The sequence below is a fragment of the Pseudomonas sp. JAI111 genome (assembly GCF_024809425.1).
Classification (GTDB): domain Bacteria; phylum Pseudomonadota; class Gammaproteobacteria; order Pseudomonadales; family Pseudomonadaceae; genus Aquipseudomonas.
Map to the genome: position 1 here is coordinate 739,296 of NZ_JANUCB010000001.1, position 22,816 is coordinate 762,111.

Here is a 22,816-nt window from a genome sequence, read left to right on the forward strand (position 1 = left end):
AGCTTCCTTCAATCCTCGACTACCCAGGTGTCCTTGGTTCCGCCGCCCTGGGAGGAATTCACCACCAGGGAGCCTTCGCGCAGGGCGACACGGGTCAAACCGCCGGGCACAACCCGTGTTTCGCGGCCAGACAATACGAACGGCCGCAGGTCGATGTGGCGTGGAGCGATGCCGTTTTCGACAAAGGTCGGACACGTCGACAATGACAACGTCGGTTGCGCGATGTACGCATGGGGCTTGGCTTTGATCCGCGCACGGAACGACTCGATCTCCGCCGCCGTCGCCGCCGGCCCCACCAGCATTCCGTAACCGCCGGAGCCCTGGGTTTCCTTGACCACCAGGTCTGGCAGATTGGCCAGCACGTGGGACAATTCAGAGGGATTACGGCACTGGAACGTCGGCACGTTCTTCAGGATCGGTTCCTCATCGAGGTAGAAACGGATCATGTCCGTGACAAACGGATACACCGACTTGTCGTCCGCAACCCCGGTGCCGATCGCATTGGCCAGCACCACGTTGCCGGAGCGGTAGGACGACAACAGTCCCGGCACGCCGAGCATCGAATCCGGGTTGAACGCCAGCGGATCGAGAAACGCATCGTCGAGGCGCCGGTAAATCACGTCGACGGCTTTCGGCCCGTCCGTGGTGCGCATGAATACCTTGTCGTCGCGCACGAACAGGTCAGCGCCCTCCACCAGTTCAACGCCCATCTCCCGCGCCAGGAAAGCATGTTCGAAAAATGCGCTGTTGAAGCGGCCCGGCGTCAGCACCACCACGCTCGGGTTATCGATCGGGCTGGAGCTTTTCAGGGTGTCGAGCAACAGATTCGGGTAGTGGTCGATGGGCGCGATGCGCTGGGCCGCGAACAACTCGGGGAACAGGCGCATCATCATCTTGCGGTCTTCGAGCATGTAGCTCACGCCGCTCGGTGTGCGCAGGTTGTCTTCGAGCACGTAGTACGTGCCGTCGCCATCACGCACCAGGTCGACGCCGGAGATGTGCGAATAAATATCGCGGTGCAGGTCCAGCCCTTGCATCGCCAACTGGTATTGCTCGTTGGCCAGCACTTGTTCGGCCGGAATGATGCCGGCCTTGATGATGCGCTGCTCGTGATACAGGTCGGCAAGGAACATGTTCAACGCCTTGACCCGCTGGATGCAGCCGCGTTCGACAATCCGCCATTCGCTGGCGGGGATGCTGCGGGGGATGGTGTCGAAGGGAATCAGGCGCTCCGTCCCCTGCTCATCACCGTAAAGCGTGAACGTAATCCCGGCACGATGAAATAACAGATCGGCCTCGCGTCGCCGTTGTGCCAATAGCTCGTCAGGCGTCTCGGCCAGCCAACGGGCAAACTCCCGATAATGCGGGCGGACCTGGCCGCCGGCATCGTACATCTCATCAAAATAGGTGCGGATCATGCCGTACTCCTTGTCACCCGGACATCTAGGCTTCGCAAGGCCCGTGCCATCGGCAGAAACGCTTTAATATCAATCAGTTGGATAATGACTCCGTTAGCACCGCACCAATCCTGTGCAGCAAACGCCCCAAGCTGATCGCCCCCGCTTCATTGCAAGGCGAAGTTCTCGCCTATCACCAGCATAGTCAGAGTTGATTTCACTGCCCGGGAGTCGATACCGATAATCCGTGCATCCGCTGCAAAACCTGACCGAAACTTCCCTTTGGCCGCCTGCTCAGGCGGTTTTTTTTGCGCCGGATTCTTGTTTCAGGGTTTTGCCGAGGGGATTGCGGTCACACAAACGAAAACGGCCAACCCGAAGGTCAGCCGTTGCTGAGCGTTGTCACTGTTCATAGCGTTATGCGAGTAGCCCTCGTACCTCCTGCTTGACGCCCCACCCTTCGATGATGCCGCCCAGAGGCTCGACCACCGCCTCGAAATCCTGCTCAAAGTCGCCAATCCCGTCATAGGTGGCGTACATCACTTTGCTCAGTTCCAGCGCCCATGCGCCGTCATCGCGCACGCTGATTTGTGCATTCAAGGATTCACCACAGTAATGCCCTGCCGCCCTGCGTGCCCGCTCCTCATCAGGGAAAATGGCGTAAAACTCGATGGGATGGAATCGTGAAAAGTCAAAACCGCCTTCTTTCATGCGGCGCAGCACGCTGCTGCTGATGTCTTCTTGATAGGCTGTGCTCATGAAACGTCCCCCTCAAATTGATGGATAGACTTTCCGTATTCCCTGCACTCGCAACCGATGGGTGCGAGCGATGCGGCAACGATGTTGCCGGTGGGAAGCAAGCATGTAGCTGACAAGACCAGACCTTAGCGATCCGTTCGCTGATCTCGATTGCAGAGTAGCCCCAACTCAGAGCTGCTGCCAAGGCCTGGTGTTTCAAGAATGTGCCAGAAGTTGTATCAGACGGGAGCAATACCGAGGATTTCAATGCTGTTTTGGGCTTTGAGACTTTTGACACTCGCATCAGCCGTTCGCCCTTCCAGATCATTCAGATCCAGTTTGGCGGCGATAGGAAAAAGTCTTTCCTTGAGGAGTTCGGCGGCTTTCTCGTTATCCGGGCAATCGTCGCACTCGAAGACTTCGTCGACTGTCTCACCGTGATCATCCACGAAAGTGATTTTCCACTTTTGCATCAGTGCCTCCTCGAACAAACCCGCAAATGGGCTTACCTCTATCTGGACTTTTGGTCTGACTGATCGTTCAACGGATTACACCGTAAAGGTATGAAATATATAACCTGTGGGAGCGAGCGAGCCCGCTTCCACAGACGCTGTGGATAACTTTTAATCGTTGCTTGGCTTGTTCACGGCTTGAAGCACGTATTGCGGCAAGGCGAAGGCGCCAATGTGGATTTCCGGGTTGTAGTAGCGGGTGACGATGCCGCTGCCGGCGAAACGCTGTTGAAGGGTTTCACGAGACAGTTTGCGATAAGCCGTATTGGTCGCGCCCCAGGCAAAGGTCATCGAGCCACCGATGTAGGTCGGCACCGCGGCCTGATAGAAGTGCCAGTCCGGGAACAGGCTGCGCAAGCGGCCGGCGGTGGTTTTGACTTCTTCGATCTGCATGAACGGCGTGCCGTTCTGCGTGACCAGAATGCCGCCTTCGTTGAGGCAGCGACGGCACGCCTGGTAGAAATTTTCCGAGAACAGCACTTCACCCGGACCGATCGGGTCGGTGGAGTCGGAAATGATCACGTCGAATTTTTCAGTGGTGGTGGCGACAAAACGCATGCCGTCGTCGATCACCAGGTTCAGGCGTGGATCATCGAACGCACCTTTGGAGTGGTTCGGCAGAAATTCCTTGCACATGTCGACCACAGTGCCGTCGATCTCGACCATGGTGATGTGCTCGACGCCGCCGTGCTTGGCCACTTCACGCAACATGCCGCCGTCGCCGCCACCGATGATCAGAACGCGCTTGGCGCTGCCGTGCGCCAGGATCGGCACATGGGTGAGCATTTCGTGGTAGATGAATTCGTCGGCTTCGGTGGTCTGGATTACCCCGTCCAGCGCCATCACCCGGCCCATGCGCGGGTTTTCGAAGATCACCAGGTGCTGGTGTTCGGTGCGCACTTCATGCAGCAATTTTTCCATGCGAAAACGCTGGCCGTAGCCTTCGTAGAGGGTTTCCAGGTATTCGCTGGTCGGGGTCGTGCTCATGGGAAGTGCTCCGAGGAATGCGGGTGGCAACGGACGGTTACCCGCCCATGATGGCCAATCGATCGGCACGATTGACCGGGAAAGGCGCGCATTCTACGTCGCGGAATATGACAGGTCGAACCTCGCTGATGAGTCGACCCAATACCCTGTAGGAGTGAGCCTGCTCGCGATAGCGGAGTGTCAGTCAGTAAAGGTGTAAACGACATTCCGCTATCGCGAGCAGGCTCGCTCCCACAGGTAAGGTGTCGACCTTCAGAGAGAGATCAGATCCGAACATTGCCCCGTGGCCCGGCGATGGCCCAGATGATCAGGCCCAGGACCGGCAGCAGCAGGATCAGCAGCACCCAGATGATTTTCATCCCTGTTTCAGCGCCACTTTTGAGCACGTTGATGATTGCCCAGATATCGAGGGCAAGAATGATCAGGCCAACCAGACCGTTAAACGTGGAACCCATGGTGTCGCTCCTAAGAGTGGTATGCACTCTTAGGATAGCCGGGCCTTGCGAGGGTTCCGTTATTTAAACGTGAATCGCGACTTTGAGGGCTTCGAGCGAAGGCGCGGCAGCGATGCCGACTTCGGCGCACAGCTCCAGCACGCGAGGCACGTCGTTGCCGAAGACCAGCACCACTTGCAACTCGTCGTCGAGCAACTGACTGAAGTTCATCAGCGTGTAACCGCCGTTTTCCTTGTTCATGCTGCCCATCTGCACCTGAATGCGGTTGAGTGCGGTCAGGGCTTCGGTCTTGGCCAGTTGCTTGGGCTTGATGTTGAAATCCACGCCCGGGCCGAACGAGGCGACGATCTGCGCGAACAAATCCATGTAGGTATCGGCCTGGAACAGCACGGTTTCCGGCAGACTGCCGACAACCACCCACTCGCCCAGCGGAATCGGGAAGGTGTCGTCGTAGTTGATATCCGGATTGGCCGCCAGAAAAGCTTCGGGATCGGCGTAGGCCTGGGCCGCTTCCTCAGCGACTTTCAGGATTTCGTCATCGCTCATGCACCCGGAGCTGATTTTGCTGATGAGTTCGACGAGTGCGGCTTTCATGGGACGGATCCTGTAGCGAGTGAATTTTGAGGGCGCGAAGGATAGCGCATTACGCCCCCCAATCCGTAGCCGATCAGCCGAGCAGTTTCTGCAATTGCGCAGTGGTATCAACGGCGCCCATCGTTTTCGCAGCGTCCAGTGCCGACACGCCATTGGCGTCCTTGGCTTTCGGGTCGGCGCCTTTGCTGATCAGGTAGTCGACGATTTTGACGCGGTTGAACATCGCCGCCATCATCAGCGCGGTACGACCGTCAAACGACGAGCCTTCGACTTGTGCGCCACCTTCCACCAACGCCTCGACCACCGCCAGATCGCCTTTGAACGCAGCGCCGGCAATCGGGCTCTGGCCGTTGTCGTTGCGGATTTCCGGGTCGGCCTTGTGTTCCAGCAGCACTTTTACCGTGTCCACATGACCGTGGTAAGCGGCGAGCATCAACAAGGTGTCGCCCTTATGGTTGCGCAGGTTCGGCGGCAGGCCTTTGCTCAGCAGCGCGGCCATCATCGCCGCATCGCCCTCGCGCGCTTTGTTGAAGACCTGCTCGGCAAATTCGGCGGCTTCTTCGGGGGTCATCTGGCGGCTTTGGTCTGACATCGGGCACTCCACGTTCGGTTATTCGCAAAGCCGACAGTTTCCCGAGCAGCCCCGAAGCTGTCACTTCTTTTTTCTCAAGGGCCGCCATAGCCACCTTCAATAGCGCTGCTTTCAATAACGAAAAGCGCCGCCGTGAATATCCGCCAACACCTGATCGGTGACTTGCACATAAGTCTGGGTGCCGGGCAGCCAGGCGTAGATCGGATCGTCGCCGGTTTTAGCGAGGTCGAAGGCTTCGTCCTTGAGCCGGGTCTTCTGGTATTTGAAGGTGCCGGTGGTCTCCATTTTCACTTTCACCCGCAGGAAAAGTGGCACCGCATACGCGGGCATTTGCTCGCGGGCAAACGCCAGCAATTCGCTGAAATCCAGGGTCGCCAAGGACTCCGCTGGCGTGATCGCGGCCATGCCGGCACGTCCGTTGGTGTTGCGGATTTCGACGCCGTAGGCCACGGCTTCGCAAATATTCGGGTGTTTCAGGAGGATGTTCTCGACCTCGGTGGTCGAAACGTTTTCACCCTTCCAGCGGTAGGTGTCGCCCAGCCGGTCGACAAATTGCGCGTGACCGAAACCGATGTTGCGCAGCAGATCGCCGGTGTTGAAGTAACGGTCGCCTTTCACGAACACGTCGTGAAGGATGACTTTCTCGGTCTTTTGCGGATCGGTATAGCCGTCCAGTGGCGCCTTGTCGTCGATCCGCGCCAGCAACAAGCCCTGCTCGCCTTTGCCGACTTTGCGCATGAAGCCCTTGGCGTTACGCGTCGGCTGGCCGCTGTCATGGTCGTAGGCCACCAGCTCCCAGGCCATCAGGGAGAAACCGACGGTGTTGTCAAAGTTGAGAATGTTGCTGAACCCGATGTTGCCGTCGCTGGCGGCATACAGCTCACAGATGTGCCCGACGCCAAAGCGTGTCTTGAACTCGCGCCAGGCGCCGGGACGCAAGCCATTACCGATCATCTTGGTCACTGGATGCTGGTTGTCGTCGGGGCTGGGTGGTTGATCCACCAGATAGCGGCACAATTCACCGACATACCCCAGGGTGGTCGCCCGATACTTGCGCACGTCATGCCAGAATTGGCTGGCGCTGAATTTGCGGCGGATGGCAAATCCTGATGCGCCGTTGATCGCCGAGCCCCAACACACGCAAAGCCCGGTGGCGTGATACAGCGGCAAGGTGCAATAGACCACATCCTGGGGCTGCATATTCAGGGCGATCAGGCCGAAGCTTACCGAGCTGCGCATCCAGCGACCGTGCTTGAAGACGCCTGCCTTGGGCAACCCGGTGGTGCCCGAGGTGTAGATATAGAAACAAGGATCGTCGAAATAAACCTGCCGGCTGCTGACGGGGTTCTCGCTGGACGCGGTGGCGGCGTCAGTCATCAGATTGATGAAACCTGCAGGCGCGACACCGGGACGAGTGTAGGTGTCTTGATCGGCAACGAACCAGGTGCGCGTCGTCTCGATCGATACCCGTTCGCGGACCGCGCTGAAGGCCGGGACCAGTTCTTCGCCGACGATGATTGCCACAGGCGTCACCAGGTTCAGGCTGTGGGCCAGTGTGTCACGGGTTTGCGAGGTGTTGAGCAAGGCACTGATCGCACCGACCTTGGCCACGGCCAATATCGTCACCAGCAGTTCCGGGCGGTTCTCGAGGAAAACCGCCACCACATCTCCCTTGCCGATGCCTTGGACAATCAGGTGATGGGCGATGCGATTGGCCCACTGGTTGACCTGTGCATAACTCAGCACCACATCGCCCTGCAGCAACGCGGGGCCATCGGGATTGCGCAACGCGGCTTGCTCGAACGTCCAGCCGAGGCCACACGGTTGGGTCGGGTCCTTGACGTTGGCGACTTTCATGCCTTTCACCACTCGGGGAATGGTTTTGGCAATGGAAGGCAGCTTGCGGAGCATCATGCCCCAGGTAATCGTGTCGCTCATGCGTGCTCCCGTTAGATCTTTTTATTGTCGGGCGGCGTTCTATGAGACCGAAAATACGTCAGCGGTTCTTGAGCTGTACACGCGGTTTTTGAAATGTTTTGTATCTGCACCAGCAGGCTGAAAACCGTGAACCTCAACGCGGCTAAATGGTTCCATTGAATCGTGCCCGACCACGCAAAATGCAGGATGCACGATGGCCTTTCATGCAGTTTGCACGAATCCAAAAAACCACCTAAAAATTAACTTGTTGATTTATAACGATTTTTAAAAAATCAGGTGCTGGCACAATCGCTGCAACTACCTCTCCATGCTTGCTAATCAAGTGCTAACGGAGCTGATAGACATGAGCCTGATCCAAGAAAAATTTACCTCCCTGTTCTCCAACTTCGAAGTGACCACCCAGCCGCGTCCTGACGGTGGCATTCTGCTGACCTTGCGCAGCAACGAAGGCAAAGTGTTCAAGCGTTCGATTTCCTACCAGCAATTGCATGCTGGTGATCAGTTGTCCTGGGTGATCAGTGCGATCCGTCGTGACCTGGCCGAACAAGCCAGCGAACTGCCGCAGATCTCCATGCTGCAAAGCCAGCAACGGTTTGCCCTGCCGACGTATCACTCGGCGTAAAACCTGCGGTTGTATAAGTCAGTACGCAGCAAACAAACAGGCCGTGAGAGCTTTCGCTCCACGGCCTGTTTTGTTTCTGATGTTTTGCAATCCCTGTGGGAGTGAGCCTGCTCGCGATGGCGTCTGAACATTCAACACTTATGTTGACTGACAAACCGCTATCGCGAGCAGGCTCACTCCCACAGGTTATGTGTTTCGAGGCTTAGAAAGTGGAAGGGTCGATCCGCGCGAAACTGTCGACGGTCGTATGCCCCGCCAGCTCCCCGCCCTCTCGCGCCAGCCCGCAAGTCGCCATGCCGGCCGTGCGCGCCGCATCAAGTTCTTCGACGATGTCGGACAAAAACAGAATCTGCGACGGCTCGACGCCGATGGCCTGGGTGATGCGCGCATAAGACGACGCTTCACGCTTGGGCCCCGACGTGGTGTCGAAATAGCCGCTGAACAGTGGCGACAAATCCCCCGCCTCCGAGCAGCCGAAAATCAGCTTTTGCGCCTGAATCGAGCCCGAGGAATACACAAACAGTTTGAAACCTTCCTGATGCCAGCGCTTGAGCGCTTCAACGGCGTCCGGATAAACGTGGCCTTTCAACTGCCCGGCCTGATAACCCTGGGCCCAGACCATGCCCTGCAATGCCTTGAGCGGAGTGGCCTTGCGGTCTTCGGCAATCCAGCCCAACAGAATGTCGATGACTCGCTCGACGTGCGCCTCAGGCTCATTGCTGTCCCGGCGCACGGCCGTCAGTTGCTCGGCCACATCGGCGCGTTCGGCGTGTTGGCGAACGAAGTCCGGCAAGTGTTTGGCCGCGTAGGGAAACAGCACGTCGAACACAAAACTCACCGCGCTGGTGGTGCCTTCAATGTCGGTGAGAATCGCCTTGATCGGCATTGGCTCAGTCCTCAAGACGCGGGAAGCGGCTGGCGATGTCTTCGCCAGTGAAGTTGGCCACCCAGCCTTCAGGGTTGTTGAACAGGCGAATCGCCACGAAATGCGGATGCTCGCCCATGTCGAACCAGTGAGGTGTGCCGGCGGGCACCGAGATCAGGTCGTTCTTCTCGCAGAGCACCGCATAGACGTAATCGTCGATGTGCAGGGTAAACAGCCCACGGCCAGCGACGAAAAATCGTACTTCGTCTTCACCATGGCGATGTTCGTCGAGGAACTTGGCGCGCAATTCGGCTTTTTGCGGGTGATCGCTGTTCAGGCTGATCACATCGACCGTGACGTAACCGCGTTCGGTCATCAGCTTGTCGATCTGCTCCTGATACGCGGCAATCACTTCTTCCTGGCTGGCGCCGGGCTGGATTTTCGCCGTGGCTTGCCAGCGGTCGAAACGCACGCCCTGCTCGGCCAGGGTCGAGGCGATGTCTTCGAAATGGGTCAACACCTTGTTCGGAATGTCAGGGCTTGAGACGTGGTAAACGGACAGGCTGCTCATCAGGGCAACTCCTTAACGGTTCATGCATTACGGTTAAAGAGCGAACGCGTCTTCAACTCGCACTCGAACAAAAATTCAAAGGCCTCGATCTGTCGCAGCGCATCGCTCATGCGTGCGCCCCAGGTGTAGAGGCCATGGCCGCGAATCAGGTAGCCGACGCAATCCGGATGGGCTTCAAGCCAAGGCTGCACCTTGGTGGCGAGGCGCGCAATGTCCTGATCGTTGTCGAAAATCGGCACGCGCACCCGGGATTCATGGGTCGAGATACCACTGAAAGCTTTTTGCAATTCGTAGTCTTCGAAGTCGATGAATTCGCCCGGCGTCAGGCGTGACAGCACCGTGGCGTTCACCGAATGGGTATGCAACACCGCGCCGATCTCCGGGCGCCAGTTGTAGAGCTGGGTGTGCAGCAAGGTTTCGGCGGACGGTTTTTTGCCCGGTTCCAGGCTATTGCCCGACAGGTCGGCGGCCAACACATCATCCACACCGAGCTGGCCTTTGTGCTTGCCGGACACTGTCAACAGCGCTTCGGTCGTCGACAGGCGGGTCGAATAGTTGCTGCTGGTGGCTGGCGACCAGCCGCGACCATACAGAAAACGCCCGGCGTCGATGATTTCCTGGGCGAGGTGTTCACGGGTAAGGCTCATGGCCTGTCCTCTTGCAGTCGTGTGGCAATGATAACGGCAGCCGCCAGCGCTGCGAGGCTTGCAATACTAAAGGTCAATGTGGCGCCAAGGGCGTTCCAGCTGTAGCCGGCATATAACGCGCCCAGTGCGCCACCGGTGCCGGCCAGCGCCGCGTACAACGCCTGGCCCTGCCCTTGCTGGCGCGCGCCGAAGCTACGTTGCACGAACTGGATGGCAGCGGCGTGAAAGCTGCCAAATGTTGCCGCGTGCAACACTTGGGCAAACAGCAGCACCCACAGAAGCTCGGCGAACGATCCCAGCAGCAACCAGCGCAACGCCGCCAGCAGAAAACTCGCCAGCAGCACCCGACGCACCGAGAAACGCGCGAGGATCTTGCTCATGGCCAGAAACATCAGGACTTCGGCAACCACGCCGACCGCCCAGAGCATCCCGATCACGCCACGGCTGTAACCGAGTCGTTCAAGGTGCAACGTCAGAAAGGTGTAATACGGACCGTGACTCATCTGCATCAGCGCCACACACCCGTAAAACGCCAGAACCCCGGGGCTGCGCAGTTGCTTGAGAAAGCCGTCCGCCGCTGGCCGCTCACCGTGAACGGGTTGGGCGTTGGGCACCCACAAGCTGCTCACCACGATCCCGGCCATGATCAGCACCAGCGCCACCGGATAAATGTCCAGGCTCAGCCATTCGAACAACCGGCCGAGCGCGACCACGGTGATGATGAAACCGATGGAACCCCAGAGGCGGATCTGACTGTAGCGCGAGGTCTGGCCTTTCAAGTGCGCCAGGGTGATGACTTCGAACTGCGGCAACACCGCGTGCCAGAAAAACGCGTGCAAGGCCATGACCATCGCCAGCCAGGCGTAGGTCTTGCTGACGAAAATCAGCGAGAACGTCAGCAGCGTGCACACGGCGCCGAAGCGCACGATGGCCAGGCGTCGGCCGGTGTAGTCGCCGAGCCAGCCCCAGATGTTCGGCGCCACGCAGCGCATCAGCATCGGGATCGCCACCAGTTCGCCGATGCGCGCGCTGGAAAAACCCAGGTGATCGAAGTACAGCGCCAGAAACGGCGCCGTCGACCCGAGCAAGGCGAAATAGAACAGATAGAAACTGGAAAGCCGCCAGTACGGGAGCGCCGCCACGTCGTCAGACCGCAGCGGCATTAAGGTCAGCCATTAAAGCTGACCCAGCACCGGCGTGCTCACACGCACGTCGGCATTCTGCCCGCGATGACGCAACAGGTGATCCATCAGCACGATGGCCATCATCGCTTCGGCGATCGGCGTTGCGCGGATACCGACGCAAGGGTCGTGGCGACCTTTGGTGATGACTTCCACCGGGTTGCCGTGGATGTCGATGGAACGGCCGGGTGTGGTGATGCTTGAGGTTGGCTTGAGTGCCAGGTGCGCAACGATCGGCTGGCCCGACGAGATCCCGCCCAAAATGCCGCCCGCGTTGTTGCTGAGAAAACCTTGCGGAGTCATTTCATCGCGGTGTTCGGTGCCACGCTGGGCCACGCTGGCGAAACCGGCGCCGATTTCCACGCCTTTGACTGCGTTGATGCTCATCAGCGCATGGGCCAGTTCGGCATCGAGACGGTCGAAGATCGGCTCGCCGAGGCCCGGCATCACGCCTTCGGCGACCACGGTAATCTTCGCGCCGACCGAATCCTGGTCGCGGCGCAACTGGTCCATGTAGGTTTCCAGCTCCGGCACCTTGTCCGGGTCAGGGCAGAAGAAAGCGTTTTCTTCTACCGAATCCCAGGTCTTGAACGGGATTTCGATCGGACCGAGCTGGCTCATGTAGCCGCGAATGACGATGCCTTGGGTGGCCAGGTATTTCTTGGCGATTGCACCGGCTGCCACGCGCATCGCGGTTTCACGCGCCGAGCTGCGACCGCCGCCGCGGTAATCGCGCTCGCCGTATTTGTGGTGGTAGGTGTAATCGGCGTGGGCCGGGCGGAACAGATCCTTGATCGCCGAGTAGTCCTTGGACTTCTGGTCGGTGTTGCGGATCAGCAGGCCGATGGAGCAACCGGTGGTACGCCCCTCGAATACGCCCGAGAGGATTTCGACCTCGTCGGCTTCCTGGCGCTGAGTGGTGTGGCGGCTGGTGCCGGGCTTGCGGCGATCCAGATCGCGCTGCAAATCCTCAAGGGATATCTCCAGCCCCGGCGGGCAGCCGTCGACAATGGCGACCAACGCCGGACCATGGCTTTCGCCCGCGGTGGTGACAGTGAACAGCTTGCCGTAGGTATTGCCGGACATGCAGGACGCTCCGTGAAATGAACCTGAATACGTAATGCGCGCCAGTATACGCAGGCTACCCAAGTAGTTCATCCTCGAACCTTATGGGTGCCTGCGAGTCCAACCGGCACCTTTGTGAATGATGGCGTGATGATGCTGCGAGTTCTAGTCTTGACTCTTACCCTGTTTACCGGCTTTGCCCAGGCCACTGTCCTGCAACGCCCGATCACCCTTGATACCGGTAGCGGAGAGCTTTTCGGCTCGCTGTTGCTGCCAAAGTCCGACACTCCGGTGCCGGTTGTGCTGATCATTTCCGGCTCCGGTCCTACGGATCGTGACGGAAACAACATCGAAGGCGGACGCAACGACAGCCTCAAACGGCTGGCCTGGGTGTTGGCCAAACACAACATCGCCAGTGTGCGTTTCGACAAACGCGGGGTGGCGGCGAGTCTCGCGGCGACGCCAGACGAGCGCAATCTCTCGGTGGAAGCCTATGTGTCCGACGCCGAGGCCTGGGCCCGCAAGCTCAAAACCGATCCACGTTTCGGCCAACTGATTTTGCTGGGCCACAGCGAAGGGGCGTTGATTGCCACCCTCGCCGCTCCGAGCGTCGATGCCGCTGCGGTGATTTCCTTGTCCGGCAGCGCCCGACCAATCGACCAGGTCATACGCCAGCAATTGAGCAACCGCCTGCCGCCACCGTTGATGCAGCGCAGCAATGAGTTGCTCGACAGCCTCAAGGCGGGCCACGCTGACGATAACGTGCCGCCGCAACTGGAGGCGATTTTCCGCCCGAGTGTGCAGCCGTACATGATTTCACTGTTCCGCCAGGATCCGGCCGCAGCGTTCGCGAAGCTGAAGATGCCGGCATTGATCATTCAGGGCAGCAACGACATCCAGGTTGGCGTGGGTGACGCCAAAATGCTCAAGGCGGCCAAACCGGACGCCGAACTGGTGGTGATCGAAGGCATGAACCACGTCATGCGCATCGTGCCCAACGATGTAAAGCGGCAACTGGCGTCCTACAAGGATCCACAATTGCCACTGGCCGCCGAACTCGGGACGCGAATCATCGAGTTTATTGACGGACTTCACTCTCGTTAAGCGACCTACCCTCCAGTCCTGAAAAAAACGGCCGATAAGCCTTTGTCGCCAGCGCTATGGCGGGCGACAAGCAGAGCTTGGACAGGACTCGCCGCGATGACAGATACCCAGACTTCACCCGACACCACCGCTGAAAAAGACGTACCGCCAGCGGTCGAGCTGCCGTGGGCGGACGTCCATGTCGAGCACCACAAGATGCTCCGCCTGGCGCCGCTGCAAACCGACCGCAACACCGGTGGGCGGCCATTGCGCTTTGTCGAGTTCGGTTACGCCGAGCGCACCAGCAAGGAATACAGCCTGATGCGCATGAGCATCACGCTGCCCGGCCAGCGCGTACGCAAAGAGCAGAATCATCTGGATGTGTGGGTCAATCACACGACCAAATGTGTGCACTTCGGGCCAGACAGCGGCCTGCAGGTCGAGCCGGTCAACCGTGGTATCGGCCGCTTCATGGCTGCCCAAGGCATCACTTGGGCGAAGAAGCGCTGGCCCGGCTACACCGTTGATGGCACTGACCTGAACAATAAAGATGCGCTGAACGAAGACACACGCCTGCGGCGAGATAGCTTTCTCAAAGCGCACGGCTTTGAGGTGGTGTACGCCGACGCCCAGCATCTGAAAGGCAGCGTCAAAGAGGTTCAGGTCGGCGACCTGAAGGGTGACTGGAACAGCGAAAAGCTTCAGGTGGTGGAAATCATCGAGGCGGCGCAGATGCTTCAGCAGGCGGAGCAGAATCTCGCCGAGCAGGAAGTGAAGCTCAAGAAACACGAAGAAAAAGTCAGCAAGTACAAGCGTGAAGACGCCGGGCTGCGCTTTACCATTACGTGCCTGGTGGCGTTTGCGGTGTTTCAGGCGGGGTTGTTGATCTGGATTGCGACGCACCGCTGATCGCTGATCGTTCCCACGCTCTGCGTGGGAATGCAGCCCGGGACGCTCTGCATCCCAAGTGGACGCAGAGCGTCCATTGAGGCATTCCCACGCAGAGCGTGGGAACGATCAGGCTGGTTCAGTCAGACGCGGGAAGCGAACAGCGCTTGATGATCGCGGCACTGCTCTGCGGTCAACATGAACACGCCATGCCCGCCGCGCTCGAAATCGAGCCAGGCGAAGTCGACTTCCGGGTACAGCGCCTCGACGTGCACCTGGCTGTTGCCCACTTCAACAATCAGCAAGCCCTTCTCGGTCAAATGATCCGCCGCCTCGGCGAGCATCCGTCGCACCAGGTTCAAACCATCGTCGCCACAGGCCAGGCCCAATTCCGGTTCATGCTGGTATTCATCCGGCATGTCGGCGAAATCTTCCGCATCGACGTAGGGCGGGTTCGACACGATCAGGTCGAAACGCTGACCCGGCAAACCGTCAAAACCATCACCCTGAACGGTGTACACCCGCTCATCCACGCCGTGACGCTCGATATTCTGGTTGGCCACCTCCAGCGCTTCGAACGACAGGTCGGCCAGTACCACTTCGGCCTTCTGGAATTCATAGGCACAGGCAATGCCGATGCAACCGGAACCGGTGCACAGGTCAAGAATCCGCGCAGGTTCGGCGCCCAACCAAGGCTCGAAACGTTTTTCGATCAGTTCGCCAATCGGTGAACGCGGGATCAGGACGCGCTCGTCGACAATGAACGACATGCCACAGAACCAGGCCTCGCCCAGCAAGTAAGCGGTGGGAATGCGTTGTTCGATGCGACGCTTGAGCAACCGTTGCAGATTGACCACCTCGTCCTCTTCCAGATTGCAGTCCAGATAGCTGTCGGCGATTTCCCACGGCAAGTGCAAGGCACCGAGCACCAGTTGACGGGCTTCGTCCCAGGCGTTGTCGGTCCCATGGCCGAAAAACAGATCCTCCCCATGGAAGCGGCTGACGGCCCAACGGATATGGTCACGCAGGGTACGAAGGCGGGAAGTGATCACGGGGTAGACTCCAGAAAAAACGACTGGCGATTCTAACAGCCAAAACGCGCCGCGACGACGCAGGAAAAACACCGGATCAGATGTAGGACATATCCATTTTTACCGGTGGCTATTGAACAAAATGTGCATCTTGACAAGGCTGCACGCCAGCAACGACGGCGTTTGCGATAGTAGCGATTCACAGAACCGCTCAGCCAGAGGACAATGTCGCAAAAGCCCCACTCCAAGGAGCCCCAGAATGTCCGTTCCAAAAACGATGTTTCAACTCAGCGGCCGCGGTTACGCAGCAGCCAATCTGGGTCATGCGACCCTAGTCATCATCGATGCCCAGAAAGAATACCTCAGTGGTCCGTTGGCCCTGAGCGGCATGGATGCTGCCGTCGCGAACATCAAGCAACTGGTCGCCGCTGCCCGCGCGGCGGGTCGGCCGATTGTGCATGTGCGTCACCTGGGTACCGTGGGTGGCCTGTTCGATCCACAAGGCGAGCGCGGTGAGTTTATCCCGGGGCTTGAGCCACAGGGCGACGAAACCATCATCGGCAAACTGTTGCCGAGCGCGTTTCATGGCACCCAATTGTACGATCGACTGCAAGAACTGGGCTCCCTGGACCTGATCGTTTGCGGTTTCATGAGTCATTCCAGCGTTAGCACCACCGTGCGCGCGGCGAAAAACCTGGGCTTTCGCTGCACCTTGGTGGAGGACGCCTGCGCGACCCGCGATTTGCCCTACAAGGGTGGCGTACTCACGGCCGAGCATGTGCAGCAAACTGAAATGGCGATCATGGCGGATAACTTCGCCACCCTCGCGCTGACTCACGATCTGATCTGATCGGCCTAGGTGAGCGGTCAATACCGCCGCTCATCCACAAAAGCCTCTCATTTGCTGCAATTGACTTAGCCTCAGGAACAACCCGGACAACTCCCGGTCGAAGGGCCGATACCCATTGAGGAAGGTCGGAATGAAGTTATCCGATGGTTTTGATGCACGCCGCCTGCGGCCCAAAGGGCAACGCAATTGGCGCTTTCGATTCGGCGCCGCGTTTGCGGCCTTGCTGGCAACCTGCGGTGTGTTGCTGGCCATGGCGGGCGCCGCCAGCCTGCTGGGTCGTCCACCGGCCCTGGGCGAGTTGAATGCCAGCCGGCTGGGCTCGGCGATCATTCTGGCCGTCGGCCTGTTGGTGCTCTATATCGGCGTGTGGTTGTGGCGCCGCTGCCGTCGCCGCTCGCGCCAGTCGCGAGAGCTGAACATATCCCCGCACCTGATGAAAAAACACGACTGAATCCAGGCCCGCCCTTTGGCGGGCCTCAATTGTTATGGATAGCGCCCCGACTTGGGTAAACTGGCCGCCCTTCGCGGAGGCTGACATGCAAGACGACGATTTTTCCCTGTTCAAAAGTGCAATCCAAGGCGTCAAGCCGATCAAGCACGATCGCGCCGACACCGGCAAACCCAAGGCCGACCGCGCGCAAATCGCCAAGTTGCGACAGGCCGCGACCGTTCGCACCGACGCCACCACGGTTGATGGCTTGTCCGATCAGTTCGTCATCGACGTCGGCCCGGAAGACGAGTTGATGTGGGCGCGTGACGGCGTTCAGGAAAGCCAGATGCGCAAGCTCAAGATCGGACAGATTCCGTTCGAAGGCAGCCTGGACCTGCATGGCATGACCGTTGAAAAGGCCCGGGAAACCCTCTGGGCGTTTCTGGCCGAAGCGACCAAATTCGAAATCCGCTGCGTGCGCGTCACCCACGGTAAAGCCGTGCGCCTGGACGGCAAGCGGCCGATGATCAAAAGTCACGTCAACACCTGGCTGCGCCAGCATTCGCAGGTGCTCGGCTTCACCTCGTGCCAACCCAGGCACGGTGGCGCCGGCGCCGTTTATGTGATGCTCAAACGAACCATGATGGAAGGCCGCGACGAGTAAAGCTGCCGCTTCACGCTTGCGGCGCCGTGCCTTATGGCAATTTTCCTTAAAACGACTCGACTGGCTTATTTGCCTGCTGATCCAGCTTTTTTTGGTCAAGCTTTGGAAAGGAAAACTTTAAAATCAAATAAGCATCTTTACCTACGCTATCGGCGATCAGATCTACAGTCCTCGCATTGTCAGGCGCAAATTCCAATAATCGACGAAAACTTTTAGCATATCCAATCGAAACTCTATTATCTATGAAAGTATAAGTAACATGCCCTCCAGCCAAGGCCATCCTTTCATAATTAGAAGCTCCGATTTTTACAAACTCGGGTTTTGACACTTTGCTCGCCATCGAAAGTACATCGAAAGTATCTTGCCCATTGCCAATCACTACCATGCCAAAGCTCTTCCTAATGGCCGCCATGGCGCGCAGGTACAACTCACGCTCAAACGGGGAGCGTAGCGAAACCATCGAAAGCTTGTCATTTTTGAAAACTAGCGACGCTGTGAATTTATTTTCAATAAAAACTAATTCAGTACATTTAGCCGTCGTACCTACCTGCGACGAACAATCATAATAACCGTTAGTCTCAGTGTAATTTGAGATAGGTGAGTCATAAGCGTATTTCTTAAACAGGTAGTCAGTTGCAACTGCATTCTGCGCACCCGAGATAATGGCTACCATGGACAGGGCCAGCGCACAGGTTTTTTTAAACATGGATTCCATTCCTAGGATAGAGGGCAAGGGATAGCGCAATGCTATCAGCCCTGGATCAGATTTGTCTCTTCAACCCAAGCAGGCCGGTGTGGTCTACAGATACCTCAGGTCAGCACCGACCGGATTGAAGGTTCACGCCCGCCGGCCATACAACTGCCGACACACTTAAGCTACCATGTGCAGCACGACGGGTATGAAACCCTGCAATCACTGCCTTTAAGCTCGGTCAAAGCGTCAGATGCTGTCGACCTATGCCCTGTGGACCTCCAGCACCAACCGGATGACCTAGGCAAACGAAACAGCTCGATTGATACAAAATTGGTACAGACAGAATAAGTACCCTCCTGAAACCCTTATGGAATCAGCCTCTGTGACACTGGAACAGAATTACACCGCGATTCTCGGCCAATTGGGCGAGGACGTCTCCCGCGAGGGCCTGCTCGACACGCCAAAGCGTGCCGCCAAAGCCATGCAGTACCTCTGCCGCGGCTATGAACAGACACTGGAAGAAGTCACCAACGGTGCCTTGTTCAGCTCCGATAACAGCGAAATGGTGCTGGTCAAGGACATCGAGCTCTACTCGTTGTGCGAACACCACCTGCTGCCGTTCATCGGCAAGGCTCACGTCGCCTACATTCCGAGCGGCAAAGTGCTGGGCCTGTCGAAAGTCGCGCGGATCGTCGATATGTATGCCCGCCGCCTGCAGATCCAGGAAAACCTCAGCCGCCAGATCGCCGATGCGGTCCAGCAAGTCACCGGCGCCCTGGGCGTTGCGGTGGTAATCGAGGCCAAGCACATGTGCATGATGATGCGCGGTGTGGAGAAACAGAACTCGTCGATGATCACCTCGGTGATGCTGGGTGAGTTCCGCGAAAACGCGGCGACCCGCAGCGAGTTTCTCAGTCTGATCAAGTAACCCGCAGCACGAAGAAAACCGGCATTCATCGCCGGTTTTTTTTCGCCTGTGAAAATCAGGTAAGCTGCGCGCCTTCTGCTTGCCCCTGTGAGGCTTATACCGTGTTCGTAAAAGCGCTTCGTGTCGGCCTTGGCCAACTGATCATCTTCATCGACTTCATCACCCGTCCCGGCAAGAAACAACGTCCCGCCGAGGTTCAGGCCCAGGTCAACACGGCGGCCAAGAGCCTGACGTTGTATCAGTTTCACGCCTGCCCGTTCTGCGTGAAAACCCGCCGCACCTTGCGCCGTCTGAACGTGCCGGTGGCGTTGCGCGATGCGAAAAACAATGAACAGGATCGCCAGACCCTGCTGCAGCAAGGCGGCAAAATCAAAGTGCCGTGCCTGCGCATTGAAGAGAATGGGCAGACCACCTGGATGTATGAGTCCAAGGTGATTATTGATTATCTGGATAAGCGATTTGCTGCAGCCTGATGGTTTTGTGGTGCGCTGACTGACGCCATCGCCAGCAGGCTGGCTCCCACAGTGGATTTGTGTCGCTCACAAACCTGTGGGAGTGAGCCTGCTCGCGATGAGGACACCGCAAATTCCAGACAAAAATAAACCGGCCCATGAGCCGGTTTATTGGTTTATACCCTCCCCTCAAGCCGCTTTCGCCGCGTAGGCCTGGCGTATCACCGCCGCCAATCGACTGAGCCCTTCGTCCAGCCGCGCCGGGTCGATGTGGCTGAAGTTGAGCCGCAGGTGCCCGGGATTGTTGTCCGGATCGGGAAAGAACGGTTCACCCGGCATGAACGCAACATCCGCCGCCAGCGCAGGCTTGAGCAATGTCCGGGTGTCCATCGGTTGTTTGAGCGTCAGCCAGAAAAACAGCCCGCCCTGCGGCACGTTCCAGTCCGCCAGATCGGAGAAATGCGTTTGCAGCGAACACTGGAAAGCATCCCGGCGCCCCCGATAGAAATCTCGTAACTCGCGCAAATGATGGTCGAACTTCTCAGTGCCAATCCATTGCAACGCTTGCCACTGCCCCACGCGATTGGTGTGCAGGTCCGCCGACTGCTTGAGTTTCAACAAGTGCGGGAACAGGTCCGGGCTGGCAATCAGATAACCGACCCGCAAGCCTGGCAATAAGGTTTTCGATACCGTGCCGGTGTAGATCCAGCTGCTCTTTTTCAGGCGACTGACAATCGGCATCGCACTGCCGCCATCGAAGGTCAACTCACGGTACGGCTCGTCTTCGATCAAGGTCACGCCGAATTCATCCAGCAACGCCGCCACCGCATCACGCTTGGCTTCGCTGTAGCGCACCGCCGAGGGATTCTGGAACGTCGGGATCAGGTAGATAAACGCCGGACGATGTTTTTCCAGACGTGCACGCAATTGCTCCAGGTCGGGGCCATCCGCCTCCAGCGGCACGGTGATGCAGTCCGCCCCGAACAACTGGAAAATCTGCAACGCCGCCAGGTAGGTCGGCGCTTCCAGTAAGATCTCGGTGCCTTTGTCGATGTACAGCTTGGCCGCCAGATCGAGAGTTTGTTGAGAGCCGCTGACCACCAGGACCTGACTCGCTTCGCACGGAACGCCCAGCGCTCGTGCCTCGGCCGCCAGGGCTTCACGCAGCGCCGGCTCGCCCTCACTCATGCCGTATTGACCCATCGACAGCGGCATGTCGGCCCACTCGACTTTCGGCAGCATGGCTTCGGCCGGCAAGCCGCCAGCGAACGACATCACTTCCGGGCGCTGGGCGGCCGCGAGGATTTCTCGGATCAAAGAACTTTTAAGGCGCGAGACACGTTCGGAAAAAGCCATGGGGGTCACCGGTAGCGAGGCCTGAGGAAAATGAGTCAAACTAGTTGACCGAAATTACGACAACTCCAACGGAAACGTCAACATGCTTGACCTTAAAAACCCTGGCACCCAGCAACAAGCCATGGAAGCGTTCTTCTTCGGCTACCAGGCGTTCACCGCAAAGGCTGACGAAATGCTTGAGCGCCGCGGCTTGAGTCGGGTGCACCAACGCATTGTGTTTTTTATCGCCCGCTACCCGAACCTGAGCGTCAAGGAGCTGCTGGCCTTGCTCGGCGTGACCAAGCAGGCGCTGAACATGCCGCTGCGTCAGTTGGTGGAAATGCATCTGGTGAACAGCGTCTCGTCCGAGACCGACAAGCGTAAGCGGCTGCTCGAATTGACCGAGGATGGCGCGCGGTTCGAACAGTCGCTGCGACGCGAGCAGGTGAAATTGCTCGAGCGGGTGTTTGCCGAGGCTGGGGAGTCGGCGGTGAATGGGTGGTTGGCGGTGAATCTTGCGCTGGGGCAAACCCAAGCGCTCGCGGACTGAGCCTTAACCGATCGTTCCCACGCTCTGCGTGGGAATGCATCCCGTGACGCTCTGCGTCACATCCGGGCGGAACGCAGAGCGTCCCTGGCGGCATTCCCACGCAGAGCGTGGGAACGATCTGCTCCCGAAGGCCCCCTTCCAGGCGATATATCCCTATCGCCAAACTTTTCGTCTACAAGATCAAAAACATTATTTGCTTTATTTGTATACAAAAGCATAATCCACTTCGTGCGAGTTCCTGACCAACCGGTCAACAAATTCGCAAGTGCCTCAAAGGGCCGCCGCCACCCTCATGGGTCCGGCCCTGGAAATAACAATAAAACTCTTGAGGAGTACTCGCTGTGGAAAGCCGCAAATCCGAAGCCCCGACGCTGGAACTCTCGCCGCCGTTACGCAATGGCTGGCTGGAGCGCATCTTCAAACTCACCTTGCATGGCACCACGGTGAAGACCGAGCTGATTGCCGGTCTGACAACCTTCATCACCATGGCCTACATCATTTTCGTCAACCCCAACATCATGGCTGACGCGGGGATCGATCACGGTGCCGCGTTCGTCGCGACCTGCATCGCCGCGGCATTGGGCTGCCTGCTGATGGGCCTCTACGCCAACTGGCCAGTCGGCCTGGCGCCAGGCATGGGCTTGAACGCTTTCTTCACCTACACCGTGGTCGGCACCATGGGCTACAACTGGGAAACCGCCCTCGGCGCGGTGTTTGTTTCCGGGGTGTTGTTCATGATCCTGACCTTTTCGCGGATTCGCGAATGGTTGCTCAACAGCATCCCGGTGAGCTTGCGCTTCGCCATGGGCGCCGGCGTGGGTCTGTTTCTCGGGCTGATCGGCCTGAAAACCGCCGGTATCGTCGTCGATAGCCCGGCGACCTTGATCAAGCTCGGCTCCCTGCGCGAACCCGGCCCGCTGCTCGCCGCCATCTGCTTCCTGATGATTGCCGTGCTCAGCTACCACAAGGTGTTCGGTGCGATCCTCATCAGCATCATCACCGTGACCCTCGCGGGCTGGGGCCTGGGCCTTGTCCACTACGAAGGCATCATGTCGGCACCGCCGAGCCTGGCGCCCACCTGGATGGCCATGAACATTGCCGGCGTGTTCAACGTCAGCATGATCAGCGTGGTGCTCGCGTTCCTCTTCGTGCACATGTTCGACACCGCCGGCACCTTGATGGGCGTCGCCCAGCGCGCCAACCTGGTGAACGCTGACGGCCGGATCGAAAACCTTTCTCGCGCCATGAAAGCCGACAGCGCGTCCAGCGTTTTCGGGGCAATGGTCGGTGTGCCGCCAGTCACCAGCTACGTGGAAAGTGCTGCCGGTGTGGCAGCGGGTGGTCGGACTGGTCTTACCGCAGTGACCGTAGGTGTGCTATTTATTGCGGCGATGTTTTTCGCACCGCTGGCTGGCATGATCCCCGCTTACGCAACCGCCGGTGCGCTGATTTATGTGGCGATGCTGATGATGGGCGGCATGAAGCACATCGAATGGGACGAAGCGACGGACAGCATTCCGGCGATCGTGACCGCGATCATGATGCCGCTGACCTTCTCGGTAGCCGACGGTATCGCACTGGGCTTTATCACTTATGTGGTGCTCAAGGCGTTCACCGGTAAGCACAAGGAAATTTCCGTCAGTCTGTGGGTGCTGTGCGCGATCTTCATCGCCAAGTTCGTTTTCTTGTAAGCCGCATACGCTTCAAAAACAGGATTCAAAACAGCCTCACCCCGTCGGGTGGGGCT

The 22,816-nt window shown here is 58.4% G+C and carries 26 protein-coding genes; 10 read left to right on the top strand and 16 right to left on the bottom strand.

Going from position 1 to position 22,816, the window contains the following annotated elements; translation table 11 throughout:
• Positions 1 to 8: 8 nt before the first annotated feature.
• The 8 genes from HNR03_RS03485 to HNR03_RS03520 form a co-directional block, all read right to left on the bottom strand.
• Positions 9 to 1,418, bottom strand: a complete 1,410-nt coding sequence (locus HNR03_RS03485; RefSeq protein ID WP_090181836.1) for a circularly permuted type 2 ATP-grasp protein — start codon at positions 1,416 to 1,418, stop codon at positions 9 to 11.
• A 396-nt stretch (positions 1,419 to 1,814) separates the two neighbouring features.
• Positions 1,815 to 2,156 (bottom strand): ribonuclease E inhibitor RraB, encoded by a 342-nt coding sequence (locus HNR03_RS03490; RefSeq protein WP_090181832.1) that lies wholly within the window; start codon positions 2,154 to 2,156, stop codon positions 1,815 to 1,817.
• A 218-nt stretch (positions 2,157 to 2,374) separates the two neighbouring features.
• Complete coding sequence (locus tag HNR03_RS03495; RefSeq protein ID WP_259150896.1) at positions 2,375 to 2,608, bottom strand: hypothetical protein; 234 nt, start codon at positions 2,606 to 2,608, stop codon at positions 2,375 to 2,377.
• 150 nt (positions 2,609 to 2,758) lie between these two features.
• Complete coding sequence (gene speE, locus HNR03_RS03500) at positions 2,759 to 3,634, bottom strand: polyamine aminopropyltransferase (protein ID WP_222585375.1); 876 nt, start codon at positions 3,632 to 3,634, stop codon at positions 2,759 to 2,761.
• Positions 3,635 to 3,897: 263 nt separating this feature from the next.
• Positions 3,898 to 4,089, bottom strand: a complete 192-nt coding sequence (locus HNR03_RS03505; RefSeq protein WP_054048570.1) for a PLDc N-terminal domain-containing protein — start codon at positions 4,087 to 4,089, stop codon at positions 3,898 to 3,900.
• A 63-nt stretch (positions 4,090 to 4,152) separates the two neighbouring features.
• On the bottom strand, positions 4,153 to 4,683 hold the full coding sequence (locus HNR03_RS03510) for a hypothetical protein (RefSeq protein ID WP_259150902.1): 531 nt from the start codon (positions 4,681 to 4,683) through the stop codon (positions 4,153 to 4,155).
• A gap of 73 nt (positions 4,684 to 4,756) precedes the next feature.
• Entirely contained in the window at positions 4,757 to 5,275 is a 519-nt protein-coding gene (locus tag HNR03_RS03515; RefSeq protein ID WP_259150904.1) for an ankyrin repeat domain-containing protein, read from the bottom strand.
• Between the two features lie 111 nt (positions 5,276 to 5,386).
• The gene (locus HNR03_RS03520; protein ID WP_259150907.1) at positions 5,387 to 7,213 is read right to left on the bottom strand and encodes a long-chain-acyl-CoA synthetase; all 1,827 of its coding nucleotides are present in this window, start codon (positions 7,211 to 7,213) and stop codon (positions 5,387 to 5,389) included.
• A 343-nt stretch (positions 7,214 to 7,556) separates the two neighbouring features.
• Between HNR03_RS03520 and HNR03_RS03525 the strand changes: the two genes are divergently transcribed.
• On the top strand, positions 7,557 to 7,835 hold the full coding sequence (locus HNR03_RS03525; protein ID WP_222585371.1) for a DUF3509 domain-containing protein: 279 nt from the start codon (positions 7,557 to 7,559) through the stop codon (positions 7,833 to 7,835).
• 202 nt (positions 7,836 to 8,037) lie between these two features.
• Here the strand turns inward: HNR03_RS03525 and mtnC are convergent, their stop codons facing one another.
• The 5 genes from mtnC to aroC are packed head-to-tail and all read right to left on the bottom strand — an operon-like array spanning position 8,038 to position 12,185.
• Positions 8,038 to 8,721 carry an acireductone synthase gene (gene mtnC / locus HNR03_RS03530; protein ID WP_259150910.1) on the bottom strand — a complete coding sequence of 228 codons (684 nt, stop codon included), beginning with the start codon at positions 8,719 to 8,721 and terminating at the stop codon, positions 8,038 to 8,040.
• 4 nt (positions 8,722 to 8,725) lie between these two features.
• Positions 8,726 to 9,271 carry an acireductone dioxygenase gene (locus HNR03_RS03535; RefSeq protein WP_259150911.1) on the bottom strand — a complete coding sequence of 182 codons (546 nt, stop codon included), beginning with the start codon at positions 9,269 to 9,271 and terminating at the stop codon, positions 8,726 to 8,728.
• Between the two features lie 20 nt (positions 9,272 to 9,291).
• Complete coding sequence (locus tag HNR03_RS03540; RefSeq protein ID WP_259150913.1) at positions 9,292 to 9,918, bottom strand: methylthioribulose 1-phosphate dehydratase; 627 nt, start codon at positions 9,916 to 9,918, stop codon at positions 9,292 to 9,294.
• On the bottom strand, positions 9,915 to 11,081 hold the full coding sequence (locus HNR03_RS03545) for an MFS transporter (protein ID WP_222585367.1): 1,167 nt from the start codon (positions 11,079 to 11,081) through the stop codon (positions 9,915 to 9,917). The genes HNR03_RS03540 and HNR03_RS03545 overlap by 4 nt, the downstream gene beginning before the upstream one ends.
• A gap of 12 nt (positions 11,082 to 11,093) precedes the next feature.
• The gene (gene aroC, locus HNR03_RS03550) at positions 11,094 to 12,185 is read right to left on the bottom strand and encodes a chorismate synthase (RefSeq protein WP_222585366.1); all 1,092 of its coding nucleotides are present in this window, start codon (positions 12,183 to 12,185) and stop codon (positions 11,094 to 11,096) included.
• Positions 12,186 to 12,314: 129 nt separating this feature from the next.
• Here aroC and HNR03_RS03555 point away from each other — a divergent pair, with 129 nt between their 5' ends.
• Together HNR03_RS03555 and HNR03_RS03560 are read left to right on the top strand one after the other, a co-directional pair.
• The gene (locus HNR03_RS03555) at positions 12,315 to 13,268 is read left to right on the top strand and encodes an alpha/beta hydrolase (RefSeq protein ID WP_222585365.1); all 954 of its coding nucleotides are present in this window, start codon (positions 12,315 to 12,317) and stop codon (positions 13,266 to 13,268) included.
• Positions 13,269 to 13,364: 96 nt separating this feature from the next.
• The gene (locus tag HNR03_RS03560) at positions 13,365 to 14,156 is read left to right on the top strand and encodes a hypothetical protein (RefSeq protein ID WP_259150917.1); all 792 of its coding nucleotides are present in this window, start codon (positions 13,365 to 13,367) and stop codon (positions 14,154 to 14,156) included.
• A gap of 122 nt (positions 14,157 to 14,278) precedes the next feature.
• Here HNR03_RS03560 and prmB read toward each other — a convergent pair whose 3' ends face one another.
• The gene (gene prmB, locus HNR03_RS03565; RefSeq protein ID WP_090181807.1) at positions 14,279 to 15,187 is read right to left on the bottom strand and encodes a 50S ribosomal protein L3 N(5)-glutamine methyltransferase; all 909 of its coding nucleotides are present in this window, start codon (positions 15,185 to 15,187) and stop codon (positions 14,279 to 14,281) included.
• A gap of 238 nt (positions 15,188 to 15,425) precedes the next feature.
• Between prmB and HNR03_RS03570 the strand changes: the two genes are divergently transcribed.
• The 3 genes from HNR03_RS03570 to HNR03_RS03580 all read left to right on the top strand — a co-directional run bounded on the left by HNR03_RS03570 (position 15,426) and on the right by HNR03_RS03580 (position 17,110).
• Positions 15,426 to 16,016, top strand: a complete 591-nt coding sequence (locus tag HNR03_RS03570; protein ID WP_259150920.1) for a cysteine hydrolase family protein — start codon at positions 15,426 to 15,428, stop codon at positions 16,014 to 16,016.
• A gap of 130 nt (positions 16,017 to 16,146) precedes the next feature.
• Positions 16,147 to 16,467: a hypothetical protein gene (locus tag HNR03_RS03575; RefSeq protein ID WP_222585363.1), complete on the top strand. Its 321-nt coding sequence runs from the start codon at positions 16,147 to 16,149 to the stop codon at positions 16,465 to 16,467.
• Positions 16,468 to 16,552: 85 nt separating this feature from the next.
• Complete coding sequence (locus HNR03_RS03580; protein ID WP_222585362.1) at positions 16,553 to 17,110, top strand: Smr/MutS family protein; 558 nt, start codon at positions 16,553 to 16,555, stop codon at positions 17,108 to 17,110.
• 46 nt (positions 17,111 to 17,156) lie between these two features.
• Here HNR03_RS03580 and HNR03_RS03585 read toward each other — a convergent pair whose 3' ends face one another.
• Positions 17,157 to 17,816, bottom strand: a complete 660-nt coding sequence (locus tag HNR03_RS03585) for a hypothetical protein (RefSeq protein ID WP_259150921.1) — start codon at positions 17,814 to 17,816, stop codon at positions 17,157 to 17,159.
• Between the two features lie 370 nt (positions 17,817 to 18,186).
• Between HNR03_RS03585 and folE the strand changes: the two genes are divergently transcribed.
• Together folE and HNR03_RS03595 are read left to right on the top strand one after the other, a co-directional pair.
• The gene (folE, locus tag HNR03_RS03590; RefSeq protein ID WP_010456659.1) at positions 18,187 to 18,732 is read left to right on the top strand and encodes a GTP cyclohydrolase I FolE; all 546 of its coding nucleotides are present in this window, start codon (positions 18,187 to 18,189) and stop codon (positions 18,730 to 18,732) included.
• A gap of 101 nt (positions 18,733 to 18,833) precedes the next feature.
• Complete coding sequence (locus HNR03_RS03595; RefSeq protein WP_222585361.1) at positions 18,834 to 19,205, top strand: glutathione S-transferase N-terminal domain-containing protein; 372 nt, start codon at positions 18,834 to 18,836, stop codon at positions 19,203 to 19,205.
• A gap of 168 nt (positions 19,206 to 19,373) precedes the next feature.
• On the opposite strand, the gene HNR03_RS03600 is transcribed toward HNR03_RS03595, so the two are convergent.
• The gene (locus HNR03_RS03600; RefSeq protein ID WP_259150923.1) at positions 19,374 to 20,540 is read right to left on the bottom strand and encodes a PLP-dependent aminotransferase family protein; all 1,167 of its coding nucleotides are present in this window, start codon (positions 20,538 to 20,540) and stop codon (positions 19,374 to 19,376) included.
• Positions 20,541 to 20,622: 82 nt separating this feature from the next.
• Between HNR03_RS03600 and HNR03_RS03605 the strand changes: the two genes are divergently transcribed.
• Positions 20,623 to 21,069 carry a MarR family winged helix-turn-helix transcriptional regulator gene (locus HNR03_RS03605; protein WP_259150924.1) on the top strand — a complete coding sequence of 149 codons (447 nt, stop codon included), beginning with the start codon at positions 20,623 to 20,625 and terminating at the stop codon, positions 21,067 to 21,069.
• 341 nt (positions 21,070 to 21,410) lie between these two features.
• The gene (locus tag HNR03_RS03610; RefSeq protein ID WP_222585358.1) at positions 21,411 to 22,760 is read left to right on the top strand and encodes an NCS2 family permease; all 1,350 of its coding nucleotides are present in this window, start codon (positions 21,411 to 21,413) and stop codon (positions 22,758 to 22,760) included.
• The last annotated feature ends 56 nt before the right edge of the window (positions 22,761 to 22,816 follow it).

Bases quoted from the DNA above. Each gene is read 5' to 3' on its own strand.
- HNR03_RS03485 (WP_090181836.1), bottom strand. From the start codon at position 1,418: ATGATCCGCACCTATTTTGATGAGATGTACGATGCCGGCGGCCAGGTC.
- HNR03_RS03490 (WP_090181832.1), bottom strand. From the start codon at position 2,156: ATGAGCACAGCCTATCAAGAAGACATCAGCAGCAGCGTGCTGCGCCGC.
- HNR03_RS03495 (WP_259150896.1), bottom strand. From the start codon at position 2,608: ATGCAAAAGTGGAAAATCACTTTCGTGGATGATCACGGTGAGACAGTC.
- speE (WP_222585375.1), bottom strand. From the start codon at position 3,634: ATGAGCACGACCCCGACCAGCGAATACCTGGAAACCCTCTACGAAGGC.
- HNR03_RS03505 (WP_054048570.1), bottom strand. From the start codon at position 4,089: ATGGGTTCCACGTTTAACGGTCTGGTTGGCCTGATCATTCTTGCCCTC.
- HNR03_RS03510 (WP_259150902.1), bottom strand. From the start codon at position 4,683: ATGAAAGCCGCACTCGTCGAACTCATCAGCAAAATCAGCTCCGGGTGC.
- HNR03_RS03515 (WP_259150904.1), bottom strand. From the start codon at position 5,275: ATGTCAGACCAAAGCCGCCAGATGACCCCCGAAGAAGCCGCCGAATTT.
- HNR03_RS03520 (WP_259150907.1), bottom strand. From the start codon at position 7,213: ATGAGCGACACGATTACCTGGGGCATGATGCTCCGCAAGCTGCCTTCC.
- HNR03_RS03525 (WP_222585371.1), top strand. From the start codon at position 7,557: ATGAGCCTGATCCAAGAAAAATTTACCTCCCTGTTCTCCAACTTCGAA.
- mtnC (WP_259150910.1), bottom strand. From the start codon at position 8,721: ATGCCGATCAAGGCGATTCTCACCGACATTGAAGGCACCACCAGCGCG.
- HNR03_RS03535 (WP_259150911.1), bottom strand. From the start codon at position 9,271: ATGAGCAGCCTGTCCGTTTACCACGTCTCAAGCCCTGACATTCCGAAC.
- HNR03_RS03540 (WP_259150913.1), bottom strand. From the start codon at position 9,918: ATGAGCCTTACCCGTGAACACCTCGCCCAGGAAATCATCGACGCCGGG.
- HNR03_RS03545 (WP_222585367.1), bottom strand. From the start codon at position 11,081: ATGCCGCTGCGGTCTGACGACGTGGCGGCGCTCCCGTACTGGCGGCTT.
- aroC (WP_222585366.1), bottom strand. From the start codon at position 12,185: ATGTCCGGCAATACCTACGGCAAGCTGTTCACTGTCACCACCGCGGGC.
- HNR03_RS03555 (WP_222585365.1), top strand. From the start codon at position 12,315: ATGATGCTGCGAGTTCTAGTCTTGACTCTTACCCTGTTTACCGGCTTT.
- HNR03_RS03560 (WP_259150917.1), top strand. From the start codon at position 13,365: ATGACAGATACCCAGACTTCACCCGACACCACCGCTGAAAAAGACGTA.
- HNR03_RS03570 (WP_259150920.1), top strand. From the start codon at position 15,426: ATGTCCGTTCCAAAAACGATGTTTCAACTCAGCGGCCGCGGTTACGCA.
- HNR03_RS03575 (WP_222585363.1), top strand. From the start codon at position 16,147: ATGAAGTTATCCGATGGTTTTGATGCACGCCGCCTGCGGCCCAAAGGG.
- HNR03_RS03580 (WP_222585362.1), top strand. From the start codon at position 16,553: ATGCAAGACGACGATTTTTCCCTGTTCAAAAGTGCAATCCAAGGCGTC.
- HNR03_RS03585 (WP_259150921.1), bottom strand. From the start codon at position 17,816: ATGTTTAAAAAAACCTGTGCGCTGGCCCTGTCCATGGTAGCCATTATC.
- HNR03_RS03600 (WP_259150923.1), bottom strand. From the start codon at position 20,540: ATGGCTTTTTCCGAACGTGTCTCGCGCCTTAAAAGTTCTTTGATCCGA.
- HNR03_RS03605 (WP_259150924.1), top strand. From the start codon at position 20,623: ATGCTTGACCTTAAAAACCCTGGCACCCAGCAACAAGCCATGGAAGCG.